At 56.6% G+C, this 22,791-nt stretch carries 22 protein-coding genes; 15 read left to right on the forward strand and 7 right to left on the reverse strand.

Annotation, left to right across the window (positions count from 1 at the left end):
• Positions 1 to 26: 26 nt before the first annotated feature.
• Both VEV40_RS12890 and VEV40_RS12895 read right to left on the reverse strand, forming a co-directional pair.
• Positions 27 to 695 carry a YqaA family protein gene (locus tag VEV40_RS12890; protein WP_324832841.1) on the reverse strand — a complete coding sequence of 223 codons (669 nt, stop codon included), beginning with the start codon at positions 693 to 695 and terminating at the stop codon, positions 27 to 29.
• A 42-nt stretch (positions 696 to 737) separates the two neighbouring features.
• Positions 738 to 1,595, reverse strand: a complete 858-nt coding sequence (locus VEV40_RS12895; protein WP_324832843.1) for a menaquinone biosynthesis protein — start codon at positions 1,593 to 1,595, stop codon at positions 738 to 740.
• A gap of 103 nt (positions 1,596 to 1,698) precedes the next feature.
• On the opposite strand from VEV40_RS12895, the gene dprA reads away from it, so the two are divergent.
• Together dprA and topA are read left to right on the forward strand one after the other, a co-directional pair.
• Positions 1,699 to 2,877, forward strand: coding sequence for a DNA-processing protein DprA (gene dprA, locus VEV40_RS12900; protein ID WP_324832845.1), 1,179 nt, complete (start codon positions 1,699 to 1,701; stop codon positions 2,875 to 2,877).
• A 292-nt stretch (positions 2,878 to 3,169) separates the two neighbouring features.
• Complete coding sequence (gene topA, locus VEV40_RS12905) at positions 3,170 to 5,767, forward strand: type I DNA topoisomerase (protein WP_324832847.1); 2,598 nt, start codon at positions 3,170 to 3,172, stop codon at positions 5,765 to 5,767.
• On the opposite strand, the gene VEV40_RS12910 is transcribed toward topA, so the two are convergent.
• Positions 5,768 to 7,294 (reverse strand): hypothetical protein, encoded by a 1,527-nt coding sequence (locus VEV40_RS12910; protein ID WP_324832849.1) that lies wholly within the window; start codon positions 7,292 to 7,294, stop codon positions 5,768 to 5,770.
• A 346-nt stretch (positions 7,295 to 7,640) separates the two neighbouring features.
• Here VEV40_RS12910 and VEV40_RS12915 point away from each other — a divergent pair, with 346 nt between their 5' ends.
• Positions 7,641 to 7,925, forward strand: a complete 285-nt coding sequence (locus VEV40_RS12915) for a DUF427 domain-containing protein (protein WP_324832851.1) — start codon at positions 7,641 to 7,643, stop codon at positions 7,923 to 7,925.
• Between the two features lie 40 nt (positions 7,926 to 7,965).
• The gene (locus VEV40_RS12920) at positions 7,966 to 8,310 is read left to right on the forward strand and encodes a hypothetical protein (protein WP_324832853.1); all 345 of its coding nucleotides are present in this window, start codon (positions 7,966 to 7,968) and stop codon (positions 8,308 to 8,310) included.
• 7 nt (positions 8,311 to 8,317) lie between these two features.
• Here the strand turns inward: VEV40_RS12920 and soxR are convergent, their stop codons facing one another.
• On the reverse strand, positions 8,318 to 8,779 hold the full coding sequence (gene soxR, locus VEV40_RS12925; protein WP_324832855.1) for a redox-sensitive transcriptional activator SoxR: 462 nt from the start codon (positions 8,777 to 8,779) through the stop codon (positions 8,318 to 8,320).
• Positions 8,780 to 8,855: 76 nt separating this feature from the next.
• On the opposite strand from soxR, the gene VEV40_RS12930 reads away from it, so the two are divergent.
• Positions 8,856 to 9,398, forward strand: a complete 543-nt coding sequence (locus VEV40_RS12930) for an NAD(P)H-dependent oxidoreductase (RefSeq protein WP_324832857.1) — start codon at positions 8,856 to 8,858, stop codon at positions 9,396 to 9,398.
• 7 nt (positions 9,399 to 9,405) lie between these two features.
• On the opposite strand, the gene VEV40_RS12935 is transcribed toward VEV40_RS12930, so the two are convergent.
• Positions 9,406 to 10,476, reverse strand: a complete 1,071-nt coding sequence (locus VEV40_RS12935) for an isoaspartyl peptidase/L-asparaginase (RefSeq protein ID WP_324832859.1) — start codon at positions 10,474 to 10,476, stop codon at positions 9,406 to 9,408.
• A 137-nt stretch (positions 10,477 to 10,613) separates the two neighbouring features.
• Positions 10,614 to 11,564, reverse strand: coding sequence for a hypothetical protein (locus VEV40_RS12940; RefSeq protein WP_324832861.1), 951 nt, complete (start codon positions 11,562 to 11,564; stop codon positions 10,614 to 10,616).
• Between the two features lie 301 nt (positions 11,565 to 11,865).
• Between VEV40_RS12940 and VEV40_RS12945 the strand changes: the two genes are divergently transcribed.
• The 10 genes from VEV40_RS12945 (at position 11,866) to VEV40_RS12990 (ending at position 21,735) form a co-directional block, all read left to right on the forward strand.
• Complete coding sequence (locus VEV40_RS12945; RefSeq protein WP_324832863.1) at positions 11,866 to 13,527, forward strand: AMP-binding protein; 1,662 nt, start codon at positions 11,866 to 11,868, stop codon at positions 13,525 to 13,527.
• A gap of 135 nt (positions 13,528 to 13,662) precedes the next feature.
• On the forward strand, positions 13,663 to 14,970 hold the full coding sequence (locus VEV40_RS12950; protein ID WP_324832865.1) for a toll/interleukin-1 receptor domain-containing protein: 1,308 nt from the start codon (positions 13,663 to 13,665) through the stop codon (positions 14,968 to 14,970).
• Between the two features lie 459 nt (positions 14,971 to 15,429).
• Positions 15,430 to 15,645, forward strand: coding sequence for a hypothetical protein (locus tag VEV40_RS12955; RefSeq protein ID WP_324832867.1), 216 nt, complete (start codon positions 15,430 to 15,432; stop codon positions 15,643 to 15,645).
• A gap of 286 nt (positions 15,646 to 15,931) precedes the next feature.
• Entirely contained in the window at positions 15,932 to 16,525 is a 594-nt protein-coding gene (locus VEV40_RS12960; protein ID WP_324832869.1) for a hypothetical protein, read from the forward strand.
• On the forward strand, positions 16,522 to 17,214 hold the full coding sequence (locus tag VEV40_RS12965; RefSeq protein WP_324832871.1) for a DnaB-like helicase N-terminal domain-containing protein: 693 nt from the start codon (positions 16,522 to 16,524) through the stop codon (positions 17,212 to 17,214). The genes VEV40_RS12960 and VEV40_RS12965 overlap by 4 nt, the downstream gene beginning before the upstream one ends.
• Positions 17,123 to 17,761, forward strand: coding sequence for a DnaB-like helicase C-terminal domain-containing protein (locus VEV40_RS12970; RefSeq protein ID WP_324832881.1), 639 nt, complete (start codon positions 17,123 to 17,125; stop codon positions 17,759 to 17,761). Before VEV40_RS12965 ends, VEV40_RS12970 begins: the two co-directional genes overlap by 92 nt.
• Positions 17,762 to 17,869: 108 nt before the next feature.
• A complete protein-coding gene (locus VEV40_RS12975; RefSeq protein WP_324832873.1) occupies positions 17,870 to 18,085 on the forward strand; it encodes a hypothetical protein in 216 nt (71 codons plus the stop codon).
• Positions 18,082 to 20,799: a hypothetical protein gene (locus tag VEV40_RS12980; protein ID WP_324832875.1), complete on the forward strand. Its 2,718-nt coding sequence runs from the start codon at positions 18,082 to 18,084 to the stop codon at positions 20,797 to 20,799. The genes VEV40_RS12975 and VEV40_RS12980 overlap by 4 nt, the downstream gene beginning before the upstream one ends.
• A complete protein-coding gene (locus VEV40_RS12985; RefSeq protein WP_324832876.1) occupies positions 20,780 to 21,163 on the forward strand; it encodes a type II toxin-antitoxin system Phd/YefM family antitoxin in 384 nt (127 codons plus the stop codon). Before VEV40_RS12980 ends, VEV40_RS12985 begins: the two co-directional genes overlap by 20 nt.
• Before the next feature lie 125 nt (positions 21,164 to 21,288).
• Positions 21,289 to 21,735, forward strand: coding sequence for a DUF4386 domain-containing protein (locus VEV40_RS12990; protein ID WP_324832877.1), 447 nt, complete (start codon positions 21,289 to 21,291; stop codon positions 21,733 to 21,735).
• Positions 21,736 to 22,131: 396 nt separating this feature from the next.
• Here VEV40_RS12990 and VEV40_RS12995 read toward each other — a convergent pair.
• A partial coding sequence (locus VEV40_RS12995) for a cupin domain-containing protein (RefSeq protein ID WP_324832878.1) occupies positions 22,132 to 22,791 on the reverse strand: 660 nt, incomplete at its 5' end.

Below are 22,791 nucleotides of genomic sequence, written 5' to 3' on the forward strand. Positions count from 1 at the left end.
CGTCCCGCTCAACCTAATGTCATTGCTCACGAAGCACCAGCATGTACCCGCCGAGAGCCCCGCCGATCATGCCGGTACTTCCAAATCCCAAACGCAACCGCCGCAACAAGCAACCCGATAAACGACCACAGGATCACATCCGCCCAACCTGACAGATACCGCGACCACAGCCGCAGCACGCGCCTGCCATAGGTCACGCCTAGCCATGCAACCAGGCTGTATCGCGCCGTTCTCGCCAGCCCGAACGACCATAGAAACCGCCTGCGCGAGACCCCCAAGGCGCCTGCCGCAAGCAGAAACGGAAGCAGCGGAATCGGCGGCGGCAGAACGGCGGCGGTGCATACGCTAACCACTCCATGCTGCTTCACCCAGTTCTTCAGGCGCGAATAAAAACGCTTCGGGACGTGCCCTTCCAGCATGGACTCGCCGCCTTTTTTCCCGGCGCCCCATGTCAGATACCCGCCCACCAGACTCCCCGAAACGCCCGCCAGCACCAGCACCCATAGAGTGCTGTGCCTCGCTGACAACAGCAGAATCAGCACGTCCGTGCTGCCTGGAATCGGAAGCGGAACCACCGACGCGTCAAGCGCGGACACCGCAAATATGCCCAGAGCGCCGAAATGAATAAGCCAGCGCGGCAGAGGCAAACCATGACTGTGCGAATGATGCTGCGCCGCTTTCTGAAGATAGCCCACGCAATCTTGGACGCGCCTTTGTTCCTTCGCGTCTGCCGATATTTACAGAAACCGCAGCTCAGGGACTGCCGTCAACGCGGCGCATTCCACCCCATAGCGATAAAAGATCTGCAACCCCTCAAGACACGCATTGTCGAGATGATAGTGAATATTCCGCGTCAAATATGTACGAATAGTCGCCGCAGGCACAGTCAGCCGCGCAGACCACTCCGCAACCAAATCGTCGATGTGCGCCAGCCCGTTGTCCCGCGACTGCTGAAAGTCGCGCGTTACCGACTGAGCGCTCACGCCCGCCTCGCGCAGCCCCTCCGGACGTACCGCCCAGAACGCCGACACCCACGCCGATCCCGTCAGCGCCCGCCACTCACGGCCAAGATCGAGATACGCCAGCTTCTCGCCTGTGCGCTGCGCGCGCGCCGCGCGATCTTCAAGCGCCAGCAATGCCGGATCGCCAATCAGCAGCGCCGCATCAGCAACTTTCAGCATCGCCTCCAGATCAGGCTTATGTGAAACGAACTCAGCCCCAGCATTCCAGTATTTGTGAAACAGAATCCGTGTATAAACGGCTGAGGTCCGCGACGAGGTATCCAGAGCAACCTTGCCTGCGCCCCTCACGCCGTCCGCATGGCGCACGACCAAAAGAATCGACCGAATATCACCCAGCGAAGCGATGGCGCATCCCGGAATAACAGCCAAGGATGGCGCAAAAGCAAGACTTGCCACAGGAATCAACCCAATGTCCGCAGTTCCCTGATCCATCTCATCGGCACACTCTGCCGGCGTAGTTTGATGAATGGAATAGCGTTCCGCCAGACGGCTCTTGTCTGGCTCATGCTCAAAATCCCACATCAGCGGGGCGGGATTGAGAAAGTTAATGGCAGCAATCTTCAAATGGCGCACTTGTCAGTGTAACAACGCCTCGGTAACTTGACTTCACGTCAGGCCGCGTCTACTCTCCGAGCAAATCCACAAACCAGATTCATCATCAAAAGGCACTCGCATCTTGGCCACACATGCTGAACCTCTGCTGCCCAATACAGAACCCGTAGATCAGGAGCGCCTCGCTTGGCTGGCGCTCGCGCTCACTCCCGGCCTTGGACCACGCCGCATCCTGCGCGCCATGCGCGACGCCGGATCAGCCGAAGAAATACTCCGCCTCCCGCTCACCGGACTCGAAGCGCTGCAATTCCCTGCCGCAGCTGTGCAGCACATCGCGGACGGCAAAGCTCTGGACGCTGCAAACGCGGAACTCGAATCACTTAACAAATCAGGCGCTTCATTCCTCACTTACAACGACGCCGATTACCCGGAACGCCTGCGCGAAATCTTCGACGCACCCGCCCTGTTATGGATACGCGGCGATGCAACTCTTCTGTCGAAACCTGCAATCGCTGTCGTCGGCACGCGCCATCCCACGCCGTACGGATCAGGCATGGCCGAGATGCTTTCGCGCGATCTCGCCGCGCGCGGACTCGTCATCCTCAGCGGCATGGCCCGCGGTGTCGATACATCCGCGCACAAAGGAGCGCTTGCGGCAAAGGGCAAAACCATCGCAGTATGGGGCACAGGCATTGATGTCATCTACCCCAAGGAAAACAAATCGCTCGCCGAGCAGATTGTTTCAACCGGCGGCGTCATTGTTTCAGAACTCCCAATGGGCACCTTCCCCGCGCCGCAAAACTTCCCCAAGCGTAACCGCATCATCAGTGGAATGAGTCTCGGCGTGCTCGTAGTTGAAGCAGGCGAGCACAGCGGCACGCGCGTTACCGCACGCTGCGCGCTTGAGCAGAACCGCGACGTCTTCGCCGTTCCCGGCAATGTCACCACCAAGAATGCCTGGGGCCCTAACACATTGATTAAGCAGGGTGCTAAGCTCACCGCAACCTGGGAAGACATCTGGGAAGACCTGCCCGCGCAAATCCGCGTCGAGCTTGAAGCCGGATGGGAGCTTGCATCGAAAGGGCCATCTGCTGCATCGTTATTTGAGGAAGCTCCCCTGCCGCCTGCCGAGACTCGCGTCATGAGCGCGCTTCGCCACGACGAGGCCCTGCAACTTGACGAGATCATGGAAAAGCTGGAGCCTGAGCTAAGTTCATCGGAGGTATTTACCGCGCTCTTTGAACTGGAGCTTGCAGGACGCATCAAGCAACTTCCGGGCAAGAACTACGTCAAAACGTTTTGACAAGACTCCAGAGAATACTGAAGGAAAGTAGTTGTTTCGTAAGGGCACGGCTTCAGCCGTGCCGTAAACGTAGTGAACAAGCGCGGCTTTAGCCGCTGAGGGATGGTTTTCTAGGATCTGGACTTTTGCCGCTGTGCTGGATTCCTCGCGGCAAACCATGATAGCTTCCATAGAAATTCGTCGCAGTTTGGATTAAAGGTAGAAGCACTGGGCTTCAGCCCGGTGAATAGGCGCGAAACATCCAGGGGCTTTAGCCCCGGGTTATCGCCCTTAGGTGTATTGAAGGAAAACCATGAGCAAATCACTTGTGATCGTCGAGTCCCCCGCGAAAGCCAAGACGATCAACAAATATCTGGGCAAGGACTACACGGTCGAAGCCACCATCGGTCACATCAAAGACCTGCCCAAAAACAAAATCGGTGTTGATCTTGAAGACGGGACCTTCGAGCCGGAACTGATCGTCATCCCCGGCAAAGAGAAAGTCGTTGACCGCCTCAAGAAGCTCGCGTCGAAGTCCGACTCTGTCTATCTCGCGCCTGATCCCGACCGCGAAGGCGAGGCCATCGCGTCACACCTTGCCGACGAGTTGAGCAAAGTCGTCAAGAAGAACGCCATCCATCGCGTCACCTTTAACGAGATCACGCCAAAGGCCGTCAAGGACGCCTTCCAGCACGCGCGGAAGGTTGACTCACATCTCGTAGACGCGCAAACCACGCGGCGCGTCCTCGACCGTATTGTCGGATACCAGGTTTCCCCCCTGCTGTGGGATAAAGTCCGCCGCGGCCTCTCCGCAGGCCGGGTGCAGACAGTCGCCGTACGCCTTGTCGTTGAGCGCGAGCGCGAAATCAAGGCCTTCAATCCAGTCGAATATTGGACAATTGACGCTGATCTTGAAGCACAAAAGTCAACTCCATTCACCGCCCGCTTCGTCGGCATCGATGGCCAGCGCGCTCGCGTCGAGACAGTTGATGCGCCATCTCTGCCTGACCAGAAGATCACCGACGAAGTCATCGCGCAATTGAAGAAAGCCGCATGGTCAGTCAGCAGCGTGGACCGCAAAGAGCGCAAACGCAACTCGACAGCCCCTTTCACCACCAGCAAGCTTCAGCAGGACGCCTCGCGGCGTCTCGGTTTCAACGTCAAGCGCACCATGGGTGTCGCCCAGCGCCTTTATGAAGGCGTCGAAATCGGCAGCGAAACCGTCGGCCTCATCACCTATATGCGTACCGACTCGACCCGCGTCGCGCCCGAGGCCATCACCAATGTCCGCGAGTGGATCAAAACAAAACTAGGCGATGCCTACCTGCCCGCTGCGCCCAATGCCTTCAAGTCCAAAAAGGACGCGCAGGATGCGCACGAAGCCATTCGCCCAACTGACGTAAACCATCATCCGGACGAGATTCGCCGCTACCTGAGCGATGAGCAGTACAAGCTCTACAAGCTCATCTGGCAGCGCTTCGTCGCTTCGCAGATGACGCCTGCAATCTTCGACCAGACAACCGTCGATATTGTCGCAAAAGCCGATCGCAGCTATGACTTCCGTGTGACCGGATCAGTGCTCAAGTTCGATGGCTTCCTCAAAGTCTATGAAGAGTCCAAAGACAAGAAGGATGAAGACGATGAAGCGCTGGCCAACAAACTGCCCGCGCTCGATGAAGGCCAGTCGCTCAAGCTGAATGAACTCAAGCCCGAGCAGCATTACACCGAGCCGCCTCCGCGCTACAACGAAGCCTCGCTCGTGAAAGAGCTCGAAGAGCAGGGCATTGGCCGGCCTTCGACATACGCGTCCATCATTAACACGATTCAGGACCGCGAATATGTGCAGAAAATTGGCGGACGCTCAGGCCGCTTTGTGCCGACCGAAATCGGAGCAGTGGTCAATGATCTTCTGGTCAAGAATTTTCCCTACATTTTCGACAAGAAGTACACCGCGCGCCTCGAAGAAGAATTGGACGACATTGAAGACGGCCGCGAAAAGTGGACCGACCTTCTTTCCGGCTTCTATGGACATTTTGCTGAAGAGCTGAAAGATGCCGGCAAGCACATGGAAAACATCAAGCGGATGGAGAAGCCTACCGACGAAAAGTGTCCCGAGTGCGGTTCGCCGCTGGTGTTGAAGTGGGGTAAGTTCGGTTCATTCTATGCGTGCAGTTCCTACGACAAAAAGAAAAAAGGCAGTTGTACCTACACGCGCGAAAACTTTGAAACAAAGCCTCATCTCCAGACCGACGGACAGGAAGAACAGGAAGAAGAGTACTGCGAAAACTGCGGCCGCGTCATGGTGCTGCGCAACGGGCCGTGGGGACCATACATGGCCTGCCCGGGTTACAACGAAGACCCGCCCTGCAAGACCATCCGCCGGTTGCATCACAAGCAGCAGCAGAAACCGCCCGAGCCCATCGACGAAAACTGCCCGAAGTGCGGCAGTCAATTGGTCAAGCGCCAGGGCCAGTACGGCGAGTTCATTTCCTGCTCCGCTTACCCCAAGTGCAAATACATCAAGCAGAACACCATCGGCGTTCTCTGCCCGAAATGCAAAGACGGCCAGATTGTCGAGAAAAAGGCGCGTCGCGGCAACATCTTCTATGGCTGCGAGAATTACCCGAAGTGCGACTTCACCGCAAACTTCAAGCCGGTAGACAAGAAGTGCCCGGAATGCGGCTCGCCGTATCTGGTGGAGAAAACACTCAAGTCAGGCATCTACCTTGTCTGCCCTAACAATAAAAAGCCTGCTGCCGGCGATGAAGTTGAAACCCCAAAGAAGCGCAAGAAGAAGGGTGAAGAGGAATCTGCAGTCGCCTGCAGCTACTCGAAGCGGATTGGGGAGGCGCCAGTGGCCGGGAAGCCCACTGCTGAGACACACGGTCCGCTGGTGGAACAGGCCGTTTAGCTACTGCGAAGCCCAGTAGCTCATGGCCTCGGCATAGACCCGCCCCTCCGGGGCAGAGGCCGTTCCGGTCGCAGGAGATCGATGCGCCACGCGCAGGTTGGCAATTGCATAATCGATGAATCGCAACTCGAAGTGCGGTGGCAGATTCATGAACCGGCAGGTCGCCAGCACCTGGTCGGTAATGAACTTCGGCTGAAAAGCCGCCAGTTCCAGACTTTTTTCCACCGTAATCTTTTGCACGATGTAATCGAACGTATCGTCTGATAGAACCAACCCTTCCTTTTCACACTCCTGGTCGAAGATACGCCGGTAAAGGTCAAGACTAGGCGCGCCTACTTCGATTTTGTAAGGAAGACGGCGCAGGAAAGCCGGATCCATCAGGTCTTCGGGATCAATGTTGGTCGAGAAGATGATCAGTTCCTCGAAAGGGATTGTAAAGCTCTTGCCAGTGTGGAGCTTTAGATAGTCGACACGGCTTTCCAGCGGCACAATCCAGCGGTTCAGCAGGTTTGCGGGCGTCACCAGCTGGCGGCCGAAATCATCAATCAGAAAGCATCCGCCGAGCGCCTTTACATGCAATGGCGCTTCATAATAATTCGCCACTACGTCATATCTCAGGTCAAGCATCTCCAGCGTCAGTTCGCCGCCGGCAATTACAAAGGGTCGCCTGCAGGGTACCCAGCGCGCATCATATTCCTGCTCCCGGAAAAAAGAGAACGTCTCATCATCCTTCACAACCGCCGGTTCATCCACTTTGTTGTGGATGCTGGCGTCGTAGACTCGCATGATCTGGCCTTCGATCATCACCGCATAGGGCACATAAATCACATCATCAAAAACCCTGGCAAAACTCAGGGCAACTGATGTTTTGCCGTTGCCCGGCGGTCCATAAAGGAGCATCGACCTTCCTGCATTCAGCGCCGGACCGCTTCTCTCGATCATGCTGTCGTCGAAAACCAGATCGCCCAGCGCTTCACTGATGCGTGGGTAGGTGACGGCTTCATTTGTCAGCTTCTGACGGCTGACCATCGCGGTGAATTCGTCGAGCATGACTGGCGCTGGCCCGGCGTACCTGGACTGGTGTAGCGACTCTTGCGCCCATCGACGGCCTTCGTCCGTGAGAGCGTAGCTCATGTCGATAAGATTGTCGCTCTCTCGCATACCCAGCGCGCGCAGCATCTGGCGGTCAATCGCCTTGGGAATCAGATCCAGCACAATGTGATACGGCAACTTGATGGCGTCGACGAACTGGCGGACGGTTTCAAGACGGCCCGTATAGATCAGCTTGATAAGCAATGTCAGCAGATCTGGCTCAGGGATTTTAGTAGCCACGATATTCTCGGGCTCAGTCGGCATGCGATTGAGAAATGTCTCGAGTGTCTCCCGCGTCAAAGCGCCCGAGGCAACCAGCAAATCCCCCAGGCGGCGGCCACTCTCACGCTGTTGGTAGAGCGCCTCTGCCACCTGCTCAGAGGTGACGAGGTTCGCCCCGATCAACAGATCTCCCAGTCGGATGCGGGCTTTCAAGTCGCCTCCAATTTCACTTCGGGCTTATTCGTCCACCACATGCCCGGAGTTTTGGATTCGCTTATCATATCCTTTTCGGGTTGGTTCTAAATACTCAAAGTTAACAACTAACCAAACGAAAGTAACCCAGTCAGATGCGATTGTTCTGCCTCATACAATAGATAACAAGCTACTTATGGGCATGATTACATCATCCTTAGTTTACTGTCGTTACGGCGAAACAAGGAAGATTGCCTTCTCTAAAATCAACTTCCCATCAATTCTAAGGGGCCATGAATTTTACCCTGGCTCAAGCATCTGCTAATGTATACGGGGTTAGATATACGGAAATTTACGAAGGAACGTGATGGCAAAGGCAGTCTGGAACGGGAAAGTAATTGCAGAAAGTGACGCTTACGAGACAGTTGAGGGGAATGTGTATTTCCCGGAGTCGGCAGTGAAGCGCGAATATCTCCGCTCGAGTTCGACAACCTCAACCTGTCCCTGGAAAGGCCTGGCCCGGTACTACAGCCTTCTCGTAGATGGCCAGGAGAATCAGGACGCCGCCTGGTATTATCCCGACCCTAAGCCTGCCGCCCGTAACATTAAAAATCATATAGCTTTCTGGCGCGGGGTTGAGGTCGAAAAGTAGGTAGTATTGGTTTCATGATCATTTGGGCCGGAGGTGTGTAATGCGTAAGTTCATGCTTGCATTTCTGGTAGTCGCCATGTCCATTCCGGCATTGGCAGACAAGAAGATTGAAGGTTCTACTTCTCTGAAAGATTGCCAGCCTGCCGGGATAAAAGGGAAGGATCAAAAGCACCAGGCTTACGATCTCTCCTTCAATACCACCGACAAGGCTTACACATGCCGCACCAACCCCAAAAAGTCAATGAACGCGACCGATTTCGTGGTGGGCGAGAATGTGAGATATGAGATCGACGGCAACAAAGCCAAAATTAAGACCCCGCAGGGGAAACAGGTCGAGTGCCAGATCGTAAGAGTTGAGTCTATCCCGGCGGCTCAATCGCAGTAACACATTATCATTGCGGGTCAAGCAGCCGTGGCCCCGGTCCCTCTTCGCCGAGCTTGTCCCACGGATTGCGCAGCGGGCAGACGCCCAGCGACAAACAGCCGCAGCCAATACACCCATCAAGCTGATCACGCAGCCGCATTAACCTCTGGATGCGGTCTTCAAGTTCCGCTCTCCATTTCTTTGACAACCTTGCCCAGTCCTCCGCTGTTGGAGTGCGCTCATCGGGCAGCTCCTGCAGCGCCAGGCGAATCGACTCCAGCGGAATTCCGGTCCGCTGAGCCACCTTGATCACAGCCACGCGCCGCAGCACCTCGCGCGCATAGCGCCGTTGGTTCCCCTCGTTGCGCCAGCTTTTGATCAGCCCTTTGGACTCATAGAAGTGAAGCGTGGAAACGGCGACACCACTCCTTCGCGCCACCTCGCCCACAGTCAGTTCCCTGGGAAAGCGCCCTTGATTCGATTGCGGCATCAAAATTCCTCTTGACCTCAAGTTTACTTGAGGTTCTACGCTTTTCTCAGAGCGATTGCAGGAAAGGAAGACATCCATGGAAAATACGATCCACATTGCGCTGATTTACGGCAGCACACGTCCCGGGCGCTTCTGCGACAAGGTGGCCGGGTGGGCCGCCACACAGATCGCAAAGAACGGCGCGTTCACAGTTGATATCGTTGACCCGCCGGCGGTGGAAGACACTGCAACCCGACAGCAGCGGCTTGCCGATGCCGACGCTTTTGTCGTGGTCACTCCCGAATACAACCACGGCTATCCTGCGCCTTTGAAACATCTCATCGACTCCATTGGAACAGAGTGGCAAGCCAAGCCGGTCGCCTTCGTCTCCTATGGAGGAGCTTCGGGCGGTCTGCGCGCCGTCGAGCAGTTGCGTCAGGTCTTTGCCGAGTTGCACGCCGTCACTATGCGCGACTCGGTAAGCTTCGCCGGCGCATGGGAGCAGTTCGATGGCGCGGGCGTGTTGCTGAAGCCCGAACGCGCCGAGCGGTCAATGGCCACTATGCTGAAACATCTGCGCTGGTGGGCGGCTGCGCTGCGCGATGCACGCAAGACCACTCCTTACGCACAGACGGCGTAAAGTGCGGCTACTTCTCGTCCTTGTACATGCCGATCTCCGGCTTGCCGCCTTCCGAGATGCGGGCGCGATACATGCCGGGCGAGTTGAAGCTCCAGACCATGTCGCCTTTGGTGTCGATGGCGATGATGCCGCCGTCGCCCTTCATCTCCGTAAGCTGCCGCTGGATGACGTCGTCGGCTGCCTCCTGCAGGCCCATGCCCTTGTACTGCACCAGCGCGCAAATGGTGCGCGCAACCGTGAGCCGGATGAAGTACTCGCCTGTTCCGGTGCCGGATACGGCGCAGGAGCGGTTGTCGGCATAGGTTCCGGCGCCGATGATGGGCGAGTCCCCAACCCGCCCCCACATCTTGGCAGTCAGTCCGCCGGTTGAAGTTCCTGCAGCGATGTTCCCCTGCTTGTCGAGCGCGACCACCCCCACCGTGCCGAACTTGTGGGCATCCGGCGATTCGACCGGGAACATCAGTTGAGCGTCGGGTTTTCCCTTCGGCGCGGGCGGCGCTCCTGCCGGACGGGGCGGTATAGGCTTGCCTTCTTTCTTTAGCTCTTCGACCAGGTTCTGCCAGCGGCGCTCGGTGAAGAAGAAGCTGGGATCGACCATCTCAAGCCCATGCTCCGATGCGAACTCGTCAGCCCCGTTGCCGATAAGCATCACATGCGGCGACTTCTCCATGACCGCGCGGGCCAGCGAGATGGGATGCCGCGTGCGCGTGACTCCGGCCACCGCTCCCGCTTTCAGGTTCGACCCGTCCATGATGGCCGAGTCGAGTTCGTTCTTTCCCGCTGCGGTAAAGACGGCGCCGCGGCCGGCGTTGAAGAGAGGATCGTCTTCCATATAGCGGATGGCCGCTTCGATCGCGTCGAGCGCCGAGCCGCCCTTGTCGAGCGTGTCAGCGGCCTTCATCAGCGCGGTCTGAAGATCGGCGCGATAGGCTGCTTCCGTCTTCGGATCCATGTGGCTGCGCTCAATCACGCCCGCTCCACCATGGAGCACGACGGCCCACTTATGATCTTGCTGGGCATTCAGGGTCAAAGCAATGAGACAGGAACAGAACAGAACTGGCTTACGCATGGTCGCCATGATACATCGCAAGCTGGATGCTGAGTGCCGGGTGCCCCATCCTTTCGTGCATTTTGCGAAAGGGTGGGAGAGCAAAACATAAACTCAGGACAACAGAATGGTGGCGCTAACCTTCGCCGAGTGCCGCAACGTCCGCCTTACTTTGACGGCTTATATCCGCAAAGCATTCTAGGAATCACGACGGAGCACTTGGGGCAGGACTCTGCGGTTGCCGCGTTGCCATAGTTCTGATGGGAATCCGACGGCTTATACCAGATTTCAGACATAAAGAGCCTTCCCTTGAAATTGATGTCATCCGTCTGGTAAGCCTGCAGAACGCCCTGCAACAATTTAGGCCCTGCGCACATCAAAAATTCCTCATACATGTTCTTGATGTTGATTTTCTGCGAACCCACTTCGGAGATTTTCTGGCCCTTAAAATCCCGCAGATAATCCCATTCCTTTGCTTCCTGACTTGAGATGAAACGAACGTTCTGTTTCCTGGCTTCTTTTTCATAAGAGTCATCGAAATCTTTGTTGAAACCGGAAACAGCCAGAAGGTTCCTGGTTCCCCGTGAATCGACAACCCGCAGCACACCAATCATTACCTGGCTGGGCTTCTTTGCCCAACCGGAAATGGCGCCGTGCACGGCAAGAGCCAGGTTCTTGACCTCGGTCGATTCCTCAATCGTGTGGCTCTCGATGGTTCCGCCGCAGTACGAGCACCCTTCCTTGCCCTTGAATGGCAATTGGAAGTGCAGTTCATGTCCATTCGCTACGAAGCTGGTTTGACTCGTATCGCCTTTCGGTGTTCCGCGGCCACCGTACTTAACTCCGGTTGTTGTCACCTTGGAGAGCCCGACATTGGATTCAACGGCGTCACAGGCGAGAATGGAAAATTTGGGCAGAAACCCGATTTTCTCCTTATGCGTTCCATCCATCACTTCGACATATATGTAGGTATTGTTTTTGTCGAAGTAATTTGTATCGGCGTCGATGATGTCTACTTCTGTGTTCGGCGCGAGAATTGCGCTGGGAGCAAAAGAACTGGACCCTGTAATATGAACATCTTTAAATAATTCATATTTTTCAGCTTTTGTCTTGGCCACGATGCCGCCTCCGGATGCGGAAACTTGTTCCTGGACTTGCAACAGTACGCTCGGGGAAGAAAACCAATGCATTAAATGAAAAAAAGACTACCGTCTGCGATCTTCTTTTTTACTTTCGTACTAATTCACGCACGCGAACATCATACGCCAACAATGTGCGGATGATGAGCCTCCGCAAACCTATGCTGTTCAACTACGCGTGATGCCTCCGACGGGCACGTTCCAGAGTTCGAGCATGCGCTTCCTGTGAAAGCTGCCACGCCGTATGCTGTATCCAGTAAAGATCAGTTTCGGAAAGCTTATGCCATCGACCTCAACGACTGACGCCTACTACAGCCGTAAACCACGGATGCAGACACTTGACGGCGCATTTGTGCGCACGGCGAGACGCCATCCTCGGGGCTTCATGCTGGCGGATGGCAAGACGCCAAAGGTCGCTTTCGGCTCGGCGCTTACCAAGACGATGTATGTCGCACGGAGGTTGCTAGGCCAGATCGGATCACAGCCAATGGTTGGCTTGCTCTTGCCTCCTTCCGTAGGCGGAGCGCTGGCGAACTATGCTTTGACCCTGCTTGGCCGCGTTCCGGTGAACCTTAACTACACTTCGTCCAGTGAAGTGATCGCATCGTGCGCGCAGCAATGCGGTATCGACGTAGTCATCACTGCAAAGGCCTTCGTCGAACGGTTCCCCAATCTCGCAATTCCAGGCCGCACGCTGTTGCTAGAAGATGCTCTCGGTGCTCCCCGTACCAGCGAGAAGATCGCGGCCCTTGCACTGGCCTGGCTCACACCATTTTCGCTGCTTAAGAAAATCCTCGGCGCACAATCCACTCCTGTTCCCATGACATCAGGACAGAATACGAAAGCCAATGCCACGTTTCCTGTCGACCAACTGGCCACAGTTATCTTCTCGAGCGGTAGCACGGGCGATCCAAAAGGCGTGATGCTTTCGCATTTCAACATCCTGTCCAACATCGCACAGGTCTGCCAGATTTTTTCGCTCGATGGGCGCGACAAGATTCTCGGCATCCTGCCGTTCTTCCACTCCTTTGGATTCATGGCGGGGCTGTGGCTGCCCGCCGTGCATGGCATGGGCGCGGTTTATCATACGAATCCGCTCGATGCACAGGTGATCGGTGGGCTGGTCGAGAAGTACAAAGTGACCCTTCTGGTTGCCACTCCAACGTTTCTGCAGGCATATTTGCGGCGTTGTTCCCCAGAGAGCTTTCGGTCTTTGCGGTTTGTCATCGTGGGCGCGGAGAAGCTCCAGGACCGGCTCGCCATCGCATTTGAAGACACATTCGGCATTCGCCCACTTGAGGGCTATGGATGTACCGAGTGCTCTCCGGTGGTCGCGGTCACCTCCCCAGATTCCGGTCAGGGCCCCGCGAAGCGCGGGATCGGACATCCACTGCCCGGCATGTCGGTAAAAATCGTCAATATCGATACGGGCGAGCCGGTCGTGCCGGGCAATCCAGGCATGCTGCTGGTAAAAGGTCCAAACGTAATGCAGGGCTATCTGGGTATGCCGGAGGAGACAGCCGAAGTGCTGCGCGATGGATGGTACAAGACCGGCGATATCGTCACGATGGATGAAGACGGTTTCCTCACCATCACCGGTCGTCTCTCGCGCTTCAGCAAGATCGGCGGCGAGATGGTGCCTCACATCCGGATTGAGGAGATGCTGCACGACCTTGCCGGAGTGACCGAGCAGGTCTTTGCCGTGACGGCGGTTGTCGATGAGAAGAAAGGCGAACGCATCGTTGTCCTCACCACACTTTCCGCCGAGCATCTTGAACCGGTGGTGCAAAAACTGTCCCAAAGTGATCTGCCAGCATTGTGGAAACCCAAATCGAACCAATTCTTTTACACGGACGCCCTGCCAGTGCTGGGAACCGGGAAGATCGACCTGCGCAGCATCAAGGTGCTGGCCGCGTCTTTAGCGAAATCTGTAGAGGCATGATGGGGTGAGTTGGCCGGCGTTAATCCCCACATCTCTTTGAGATGTGCGGCATCCGGCTGACACCAACGCTCCTCGTCGATTTACTTTTCGTGTGCAACCGATTTGATAGAGAATGGGCACGAGCACGACCCGCGCATGGCACGCATCGAAAAAACGGTATTCATCAGCTACCGCCGCACTAACTTCCCTTGGGCGCTCGCTATCTATCAGGACTTGACTCAGCATGGGTATGACGTTTTCTTCGATTTCAACAGCATCCCCGCCGGTGATTTCGAAACCGTCATTCTTGAGAATGTTCGTGCCCGCGCTCATTTTCTCGTCCTGCTCACGCCTTCCGCGCTCGAACGCTGCTCTGAAGCGGGAGATTGGCTGCGCCGTGAAATCGAAACCGCTCTTGATGAGAAACGGAACATCATCCCGCTCATGCTCGAAGGTTTCAGCTTCAGCACCCCCGCCATAGCTGATCAGCTCACTGGCAAGCTCGCTCTTCTCCGGAAATATCAGGCAGTGGGCGTTCCAGCAGAGTACGTTTTCGCGGCAATGGAAAAGCTGCGAACCTACCTGAATGTTGCTCTCGATACTGTCTCGCACCCTGCCTCACCGCCAGCCCAGGAAGCGGCGAAAGAACAAAAGATCGCGGCCAAAGCGGCACCGATCGTGCGGGCAGAAGCGCTCATAGCCCAGGCATACTTTGAGCGAGGTTTTAGTGCAGTCGATCCTGATGAGAAGATTCGCTTTTACACTGAAGGGATCCGCCTTCTACCCAACTACGCTGATGCGTATATCAACCGCGGCGTCGCACGTAAAGCCAAAGGAGACCTGGAAGGCGCACTGGCCGATTATGACGAGGCGATCCGGCTCAAGCCAGACGACGCGCTCGCCTATAGCAACCGCGGCAATGCCCGTCGTGACAAGGCTAACATCGAGGACGCGCTAGCCGATTATGGCGAGGCGATCCGGCTCAAGCCAGATTACGCTGATGCGTATATCAACCGCGGCGTCGCACGTAAAGCCAAAGGAGACCTGGAAGGCGCACTGGCCGATTATGACGAGGCGATCCGGCTCAAGCCAGACGACGCGCTCGCCTATAGCAACCGCGGCAATGCCCGTCTTGCCAAGGGTGACATCGAGGGCGCGCTGGCCGATTATGGCGAGGCGGTCCGCCTGATGCCCGACGACCCGGTTGCTTATAGCAACCGCGGCAATGCCCGTTGCGACAAGGGTGACATCGAGGGCGCGCTGGCCGATTATGATGAGGCGATCCGGCTCAAGCCAGACTATGCGAATGCATACTACAACAGGGCACAGTTGAAGAAGAACCGGCCGGAGCATCGCGCCGCCATCGCTGATTTTCAGAAATACCTCGACTTGGGTGGAGGCGAAAGCGAGGGCGACCAGGTAGAAGTTGAAGAGTTCATTCGTGATTTGAAAGCGAAACTCTAAGAAGGCCTGAACTTGGCAGCAACTCGCGATCATTGCCGAAAATCTTGTCAAGCCCTTCAGACAGTGGAAATCTCCTAACCCACACATTCCAATCAGCAAAAACCTGGCCCAAATTGAGCGGTAATTATGCCTTGAATTGCTACAATAGAAAGAGAAAAAATATTTCTCTACTCCTTCCCGCACTCCCTGAAATAACCCCTGTGAAATCAATAATCGCTAGTGTTTACGCGGCTTTTATCACACTGTACACGTTCGTGTGAGAGCGGTGCAAAATGGACCATTCCGCCGTATTTTGCCATATATTGCCACTCTGTCTTGTACAAAATCTGTACAGCGATAGGTGAGTAAAACGCCCGTGGAATCAGGCGATCCGCGCATTTAGGCACGTTTTTTCCACTTGACTTCTCCCCCCTGTTGAATGCCAATATATCGGCAAATTGCTGGTTGAGGATTGTTGCCATGCGGAGTGCAGTGAAAGAAGACGCTGATCGGAAATACGCGAGTGCCGAAGGGATCGAGGCAAGATTTGCCATCCGAAAGACCCAGCTGGCGCGCATGCGGCAGGCCAACAGCGGTCCGCCATTCGTCCGGGTGAGCTACAGGAAGGTTCTATACAAAGTCTCTGACGTGGAGGCCTGGCTTCAGGCGCTTCCCGGCGGCGGCGCGATCAGCTAAAGCGATCGCCGAAGAGGTCGCCATCAAGAGCGGCCCTTCAACACCCGATTTTCAAAGAAAGCAGCAAAGATCGACGACGACGACGACGACGCGAGGAACCGCGCTGAGGAGGTTGTTGTTTACGCGCTTTTGTGCGTAAAGGAAAAGGCCGCTCGCTGACGAAGGCGAAACGGCCCATAGAACGGATTGGAATCGATGAACTACTACTGCTGGTGCTGCTGCTGCCTAGAGCATAGCACCAGCAGCCATCAGGTTCCATTCAAACTTTCGTTGTCTGGAGGTTGCTGTGAAACGTGAAGCTCCCACAAACACGAAAATGAGGAAGCTCTGCCACTTCCTCGATATTCACCTGTACGAGGCTGTTGGCATCCTTGAGTTGCTCTGGCATCTGTGCGCGCGCGAGGCACCGCGCGGCGACATCGGCAAGATCAGCAATCTGGAAATCGCAGTCTTCCTTGAGTATCGGGGCGACGCGGACAGGCTGATCGCGGCACTGATTCGCGCTGGCTGGCTGGATGAAGACCCTGTGTATCGCCTCGTCGTCCATGACTGGTCAGAGCACGCCGATCAGGCCGTGAGGAGGCGATTAGACAGGTTTAGACAAACCTTCATTGTGTCTAGCCAAAAGGCCCATGTGTCTAGTCATAGCGAAACAGAGGCGCGACTAGACATGGCTGGACAAAACGACCATGTGACTAGACATGGCTGGCCAAAACGCCAAAATGTCCAGACAAATGGCGAAATAAATAGCTCCGCGCGCGCGCGCGAACCAGAACCAGATAAGGCGGCGACTGAAAGCGCCGCCTATGAAAAGAAAAAACCACAAACGCAGCCTCGCAAAGAAATGCGCGACCAGATCGACGCGGCGAGGCAGCCATGAAGACGCCTGACGAAATTCTCTCCGAGCGCGGTCTGCCAGCAAGCCTCGATGCTGAGCGCATCGTTCTCGGCGTAGTCATGCTCGACAATTCCGTCTTCGACGAATCAGACCTCACCCGCGATGATTTTTCGCTCGATTCGCATAGGCGCATCTATTCGGCGATGGTGCGGATGCGCGGCGACAATCGTGCCATCGACATCGTCACGCTCAGTGACGAACTTGGGAACAACCACGAACTGGAAGCCATCGGCGGCGCAGCGTACCTGTTCTCGCTGACGGAAGGCATGCCGCGCCGGCCAAGTATCCGGGAATACGTCGACATTGTGAAAGACAAGTCGATGCGTCGGCGGCTGATCAATGCCTGCTGCCTGACGATCACCGAAACAGCCGAGCAGAGTATCGATGGCGCCGAGTTGATGGCCACGCACGCCTCACGCTTGTTGGACATCACGAGTGACAACGTCGGTTCCGCGATGTCGCTCGGTGAGCTTTGCAGTCGTGAATTTCCGCGTCTGCTCGACGAGCGCTGGCCGAGCGCCGCGGAAGTGGGTTCCGACCGGAGTCGACATCCTCGACGGCAAACTCGGCGGCGGCTGGCTGAAGGGCGAGCTTGCCATCGTCGCGGCGCGGTCATCCGAAGGCAAGTCGTCCCTGCTGTTGCAGACGCTCATCAGCTGCGGCAGGAATGACGTTTCAGCGCTCTGCTTTCAACTGGAGATGGACGAAGGCCAGGTTCTGCGCCGGATGCTCGCAGCCATGACCGGAATTCACTTTCAGCGGTTCAGGCATCCGGAATGTTTAACGCCTGTCGATATGACGCGGGTTGAGGAAGCGCAGAAAGAACTTAGACAGTTTCCCGTCTGGATAGAATTCCCGCGATCCCTGAACATTCAGCAGCTTGTGTCACGCGCGCGTATAGCAAAACAGCGCCACAGCGTTGAATTTGTCGGGCTTGATTATTTGCAAAAGATGGAGTTCACAACTGACAAACCTGAGCAACAATACGCTGCGGTTGGATATGCGGCAAAGCAGCTTGCGAACCTCGTGAAGCACGAAGGCATGGTTGTCCTCGCATTAAGCAGTCTGACTGAGAAATCCGGTCGAACAAAAGATTCCGAACCCAGCATGCTCGATATTCGCCAGAGCGGTGATGTGCAGAATGAAGCAGGTTCGATGTGCTGCTGCATCGAGAAGGTGCCGATGAGACGCACGAAGGCGAGTATGTCGGTCGCATGATCATCACCAAGCAAAGGCAGGGCGAAAAAGGCGATTTTGGAGTGAGATTTACACGCGCGATGACCTTCGAGCGCCTGAATCTGATCAGCAACAAACAGGGGACGCTCTATGCGTAGCGCTGAGCAGCTTCGTGACGACGCGCGAAGGCTTCAGGTCTGCTGCGAGCTTGAGACGACGCTCGCGATCCTGACGAGACGGCATCACGGCAGATCGCCGGAGGAGTTGGCGCAGTGGCTCCCGGGCGAAGAGGGCGAGCGGTTGCGAATGCTGTTGGACGAAGTGCGTGAATGGTCGCGTGAAACGCGGGTGGAGGCGCAGAGATGAATACCGTCTACGGCATGCCGTCACAAGTCTCCGAGGCTCGCCCAGAAGGCGCGATTTTTCAAGTCCGCCGACCGGACACGCTGCAATTCAGCACTCTGGAAGGGCTGACGCGCATGGCTGGGGTCAGCCCGCAGTGGCTGCGAGCGCTCATCAACAAGGAAGTCGTAGACAATGCTCTCGACGAGATTGATCGCGTCGGCGGCAATGCGGAATCTGTCACCATCCGCCGCGACGGCGATGACACTTACATCGTCGAGGACGCAGGAAGCGGCATCAAACAGGACCTCCATGGATTGTGCAATTTGTTCTCGGCCAACCGCTCGATGGTATCCAGTAAATTCTTCCGCCGCCCTTCGCGCGGCATGCTCGGCAACGGTCTTCGCGTCCTGGTCGGCGCTGTCGCTCTGTCGGACGGCACCATCACCGTCGAATCGCATGGGCGTCGCACCGCTTTGCGGCCACGGCGCTTCGGCGACACCGAAATCATCTCGCAGATTTCTGCTCCGAATAAACTCGGCACGCGGATTACATACACCCTTGGCGCGATCATCCCGTATGACGACGATCTTATTGAGGCCGAGGATGCGGTCAAGCTTGCGTGCGCTGCTGGCCCGACATATACGCGCCTGCCTTCGCCGCATTGGCTCGATGCCGATCACCTCGCCCAATCCTTCGCCGTCATCGAGGCCGCCGAGACGACCGTTCGCCAGCTGATCGAGAAGTTAGACGGCTGCTCGGGCGCCATGGCGGGACGGATCGCCGCTCCTTTCGGCAAGGGCCGCACATGCCGCAGCATGAGTGATCCGGAAATTGCCGCGCTGCTTAAACAGATGCAGGAATCCGCTCGTGTCGTGAAGCCACGCGCACTCGGCCTGATCGGTGCCGACGCCTTCGGCGAGGCATATGACGGTTACATCGTCGCCGAGGCTGCGCTTGTCACGCGCACACACGAGCCGCGCGCCCACATCCCTGTACTGATTGAGGCTTGGGCCAACGTGACCAGCCGCCGAGGCGATGAAGCAGCGCTGACGCTCTATTGCAACCGGACACCCACCGTAGGTGGCGTCGATGCAGTACACGGCCATGGCGGCGTTTACATATCTGGCGCCTGCCTCGACGACGACGGCGATGCGATCATGAAGGTCGAAGGTGGCCACTGCGATCTGATCGTCGCTGTCACTTCGCCGTTCATTCCGACCACGAGTCTGGGCAAGGCTCCCGATCTTTCGTTGCTGCAGTCGGAAATCGTCGAAGCGCTGCGCAAGGCGTTCACACGCAGCCGCAATCGCCTGCCACCGGACCCGGCGCTGCCCAAGCCGCCGAAAGCAGAACCTCTACCCAAGACACCGAAGGCGGAACCGTATCAGCCATCTGGGCCGCTGGCGACCTTCTTGGCCGAGGAAGCGGCGCGGGCGGGATGCGCGCCACGCGATCTGTTTGTGCTCTCACCCAAACACGATCCCTTCAATGAAACGAAAGCCAGCCGGCGCGCTGCCGAATGGTTTACCGAGCAGGTGGACCGGCTCAAGCCATACGGTGAGGTCCATCCTCGCGGCATGTACTACCGCTGTGTGTCTGCTGGCGATGTCAGACTGCCGGACGGCACGCCCTTCGTCGGTTCAAACGCTAACTCCCAGTTCGTCGAGGCGGCGTGCAAATACGCACGCCACCTTGGGCTGATCCCGTTTGATCGCATCGTTGATGAGCGGGCCGCGCCACCCGACTTCTACGACCGCGATGATAGGCATTCCGACGTCGATGCCAGTGATGATCCCATCGACCGCGAGCTGATTGTTTCCGATGGAATCGAGCCGCTCGGAGTACCGGAACTCAACTGTCTGGTGCCGACGCTTTCCATGGCCGTTCCCAAGCTGCCGCGCCAGCCATTCCGCATTTGTTTGATCGGCGAGAAGACAAGTCTCGGCGAAGTTCTTCGACCCATTGCCCGCGAAGTGCGCGGAGAGATGGTGCTGGGCACAGGAGAAGTCAGCGAAGCTGCCGTGTTCGGGATTTGCCGCCGCGCTGCAGCCGATAAGCGACGGCTGCGACTTCTCTACTTCTCCGATTTCGATCCGGCTGGATGGCAGATGCCTATATCGGTCGCACGCAAGTTGCAGGCGCACCGTTGCCATGAATTTCCTGATCTTGATGTGCGCTTGTTTAAGGTCGCACTGACCGTCGAACAGGTCATCGAGTTCAATCTTCCTGATTCACCTATCAAGCGCGCCGAAAAGCGTGCACGAGCGTGGCGCGAACGCTGGGGACGCGAGCAGGTTGAGATTGACGCTCTCGCCGCATTGCGCCCAGACCTGCTCGACCAGATCGCCCGGGCTGCTGTCGCCCCCTACTTCGATCCGACCTTTGATAGACGATTCGCCGAGGCGATGGCTATGCCGCCAGACCTTTTGGCGTGGTTTGACGACCAGCCTGCCTATCAGCAGGCGAAGGCTTCTGTGCAGAAAGCGTATACACCAGCTCTCCGGGCGATAACGAAGCTGAATGCTGCCAAGGCCGCAGCGGTCGATGAGATGCTCCGTATCGTGGCCAACGATGCGCCTGATTTATCCGACGTGGTCGTCAAGCCAGAAATCGGAGACGACGAACCCGAGAATAGCATCTTCGATTCGCGCGACGACTTCGTTACCGCGACCATGAAGCTAAAAGCACTGAAGGCTCTCGATTCTGAGGAGGACGATGAGGAAGGCGCTGAATGAGCGCTGGAGCGGAGGCGACCGGGGTAGGTGGGTCAAATCTCTACGCGGCGCGCCGATTACCACGCGCCAAGTCAATCGCGAAAAAACGCAGGTTTTGAACTTTTCAGGACGGCGCAGAAAACGCAAGGTTTATGGCGGCAAAAAAGACAAATCCGGATTCGAGGAAATGAGAATTTCAAGCACAAAAGCGCGGGGAAGGCTGGGCGAGTTAATCACGCGCGCGATACGTGGCGAAGCAGTCGTGATCACGCGCCACGGCAAGGCCACGGTGAAACTCGTCAGCCTGCGCCGAAGTGAGCGAGACCTCAATATCTTGCGGTTTATCGCCGCCACAGCCCGTGCGCCATTCAAGGATTTCGATTGATAACCAGATGGAGGCACTTGCAGCCGCCTTGGACCCGTCCACCATTGCTCGGAGCGACGCACCGCAGCGCTTCCCGAAGCTTCGATTGGAGTCTCACACATGATTCACAACCGGATTTCTAAAGCATGTTCCAGCAGACCCGCGCTTTCGAAAGGCTTTTCCGCCTGGGCATCGTCTCGAAACTGATTTGCATGGTCGAATTTGTCTTCCAGCTCTGGGTCCCTTACCGATTACTTAGTGTAGTCAACAAGACTGCGGCTTCGCTGATGCTGATTCTGGGTCTGGTGTTCGTTCCCATCATGTTCGTGAATACGTTTAGCGAGATCGTCGCCCTGACGCTTTTGCGCAGTGCGGATTTCCTTTCGGTATTCGACAAATCTCAGTTGGAGGCCATGACGATGCTGTGCCTTGATTTGCATCGCTACGGATACATTGTCGGCTGGCTCTTGGCCTCTGGCTCTTTCTCGCTTTGCTGTCGCTCGAAGGAGGCGAGGCCTGGACGATTACAGATTTGCCGAAGGGAGCGACGACCCCAGTCTGGTCGCCTGACGGCACGAGGATCGCGTTTCTGAGTTCCACGACGCAGGACGACATCCAAAAGGTCAAGCATCACAAGAGCCCTGCGAAAGCCGAAGATGACAGAGCATCTGACAGCCAGCAAGAATCTGACCTTCACGTAATTAGCCGCGCTGTCTACCGAAGCAACGCTGAAGGCTATCTCGATCTCAAGCGTCATGATCAACCAAGCGTTCGGCAGTGCAGTCCGCCGGCTAAATCGACGACAAGCCCTTTTTCAACACCCACGCCTGAAATCGCCAAGTGAGATTTGGAATCGCGGGCGATGAGGAACACAAGCCGGCTTCGTTCAAGTCGGCCAGTGTTGAGGAACCCGTCTGAGCAGCGCGAAGCATGCCATTTGCTGTTCCCTGATCTAAGAAACAACAATGGGGAACCTGATGACTCTCCAACTACTGCAGAGTGGGCGGAACAAACTCCAGGCCATATTTGGGAGCGGCTGCGACCAAACGAGTTAACAAGGCTTCGGAGAGAGGCGGCGGCCCTGCCGAACGATCCGGAGCGGGATAAAAGGCCTCGAAAAAGAAGTTCTCAAGGCCCGCAGGCGTAATCACGACCAAGAACTTTGCGTCCACGTCGCCGCTGTTCGTGAAGCAGTGTTCAACGCCACGCGGGAGGTAAACGAAATCGCCACTAGACGCGACGATCTTCTTCCCGCCCACATGAACGGTCAGTGTCCCTTGCATGATCTGGAACGACTCGTCCTCGCGATGGTGTAGGTGCGGCCCCGGACCACCACCCGGCGGTACGGACACTTCTGCCATGGAGAAAGTGCCACCGGTGTCTTCGCCCGTGATCAGAAACGTAATCTGATCTCCAGGGCCCCAATAGGCCTGGCCGGTTTCCGCGGGAACATGTTTCACCTGGTCGCGTCGCGACACCATTGCCGATGCAGTAGCCGGCAGTGCAGTCTGGCGATATTTAGACGGCAGCGTTTCAAGCAGTGCTTCGTTGGACTGAGCGAAGTCGATGGGCTCGATTGTCGGCGAGTCGATAAAACTCATATCTCCAGTGGGCCAGTAGACTTCGATCATGTTGCCGTCAGGGTCGCC

Origin of the sequence: Alloacidobacterium sp. (genome assembly GCF_035631355.1) — a bacterium.
In the GTDB taxonomy this organism is placed as follows: domain Bacteria; phylum Acidobacteriota; class Terriglobia; order Terriglobales; family Acidobacteriaceae; genus Alloacidobacterium.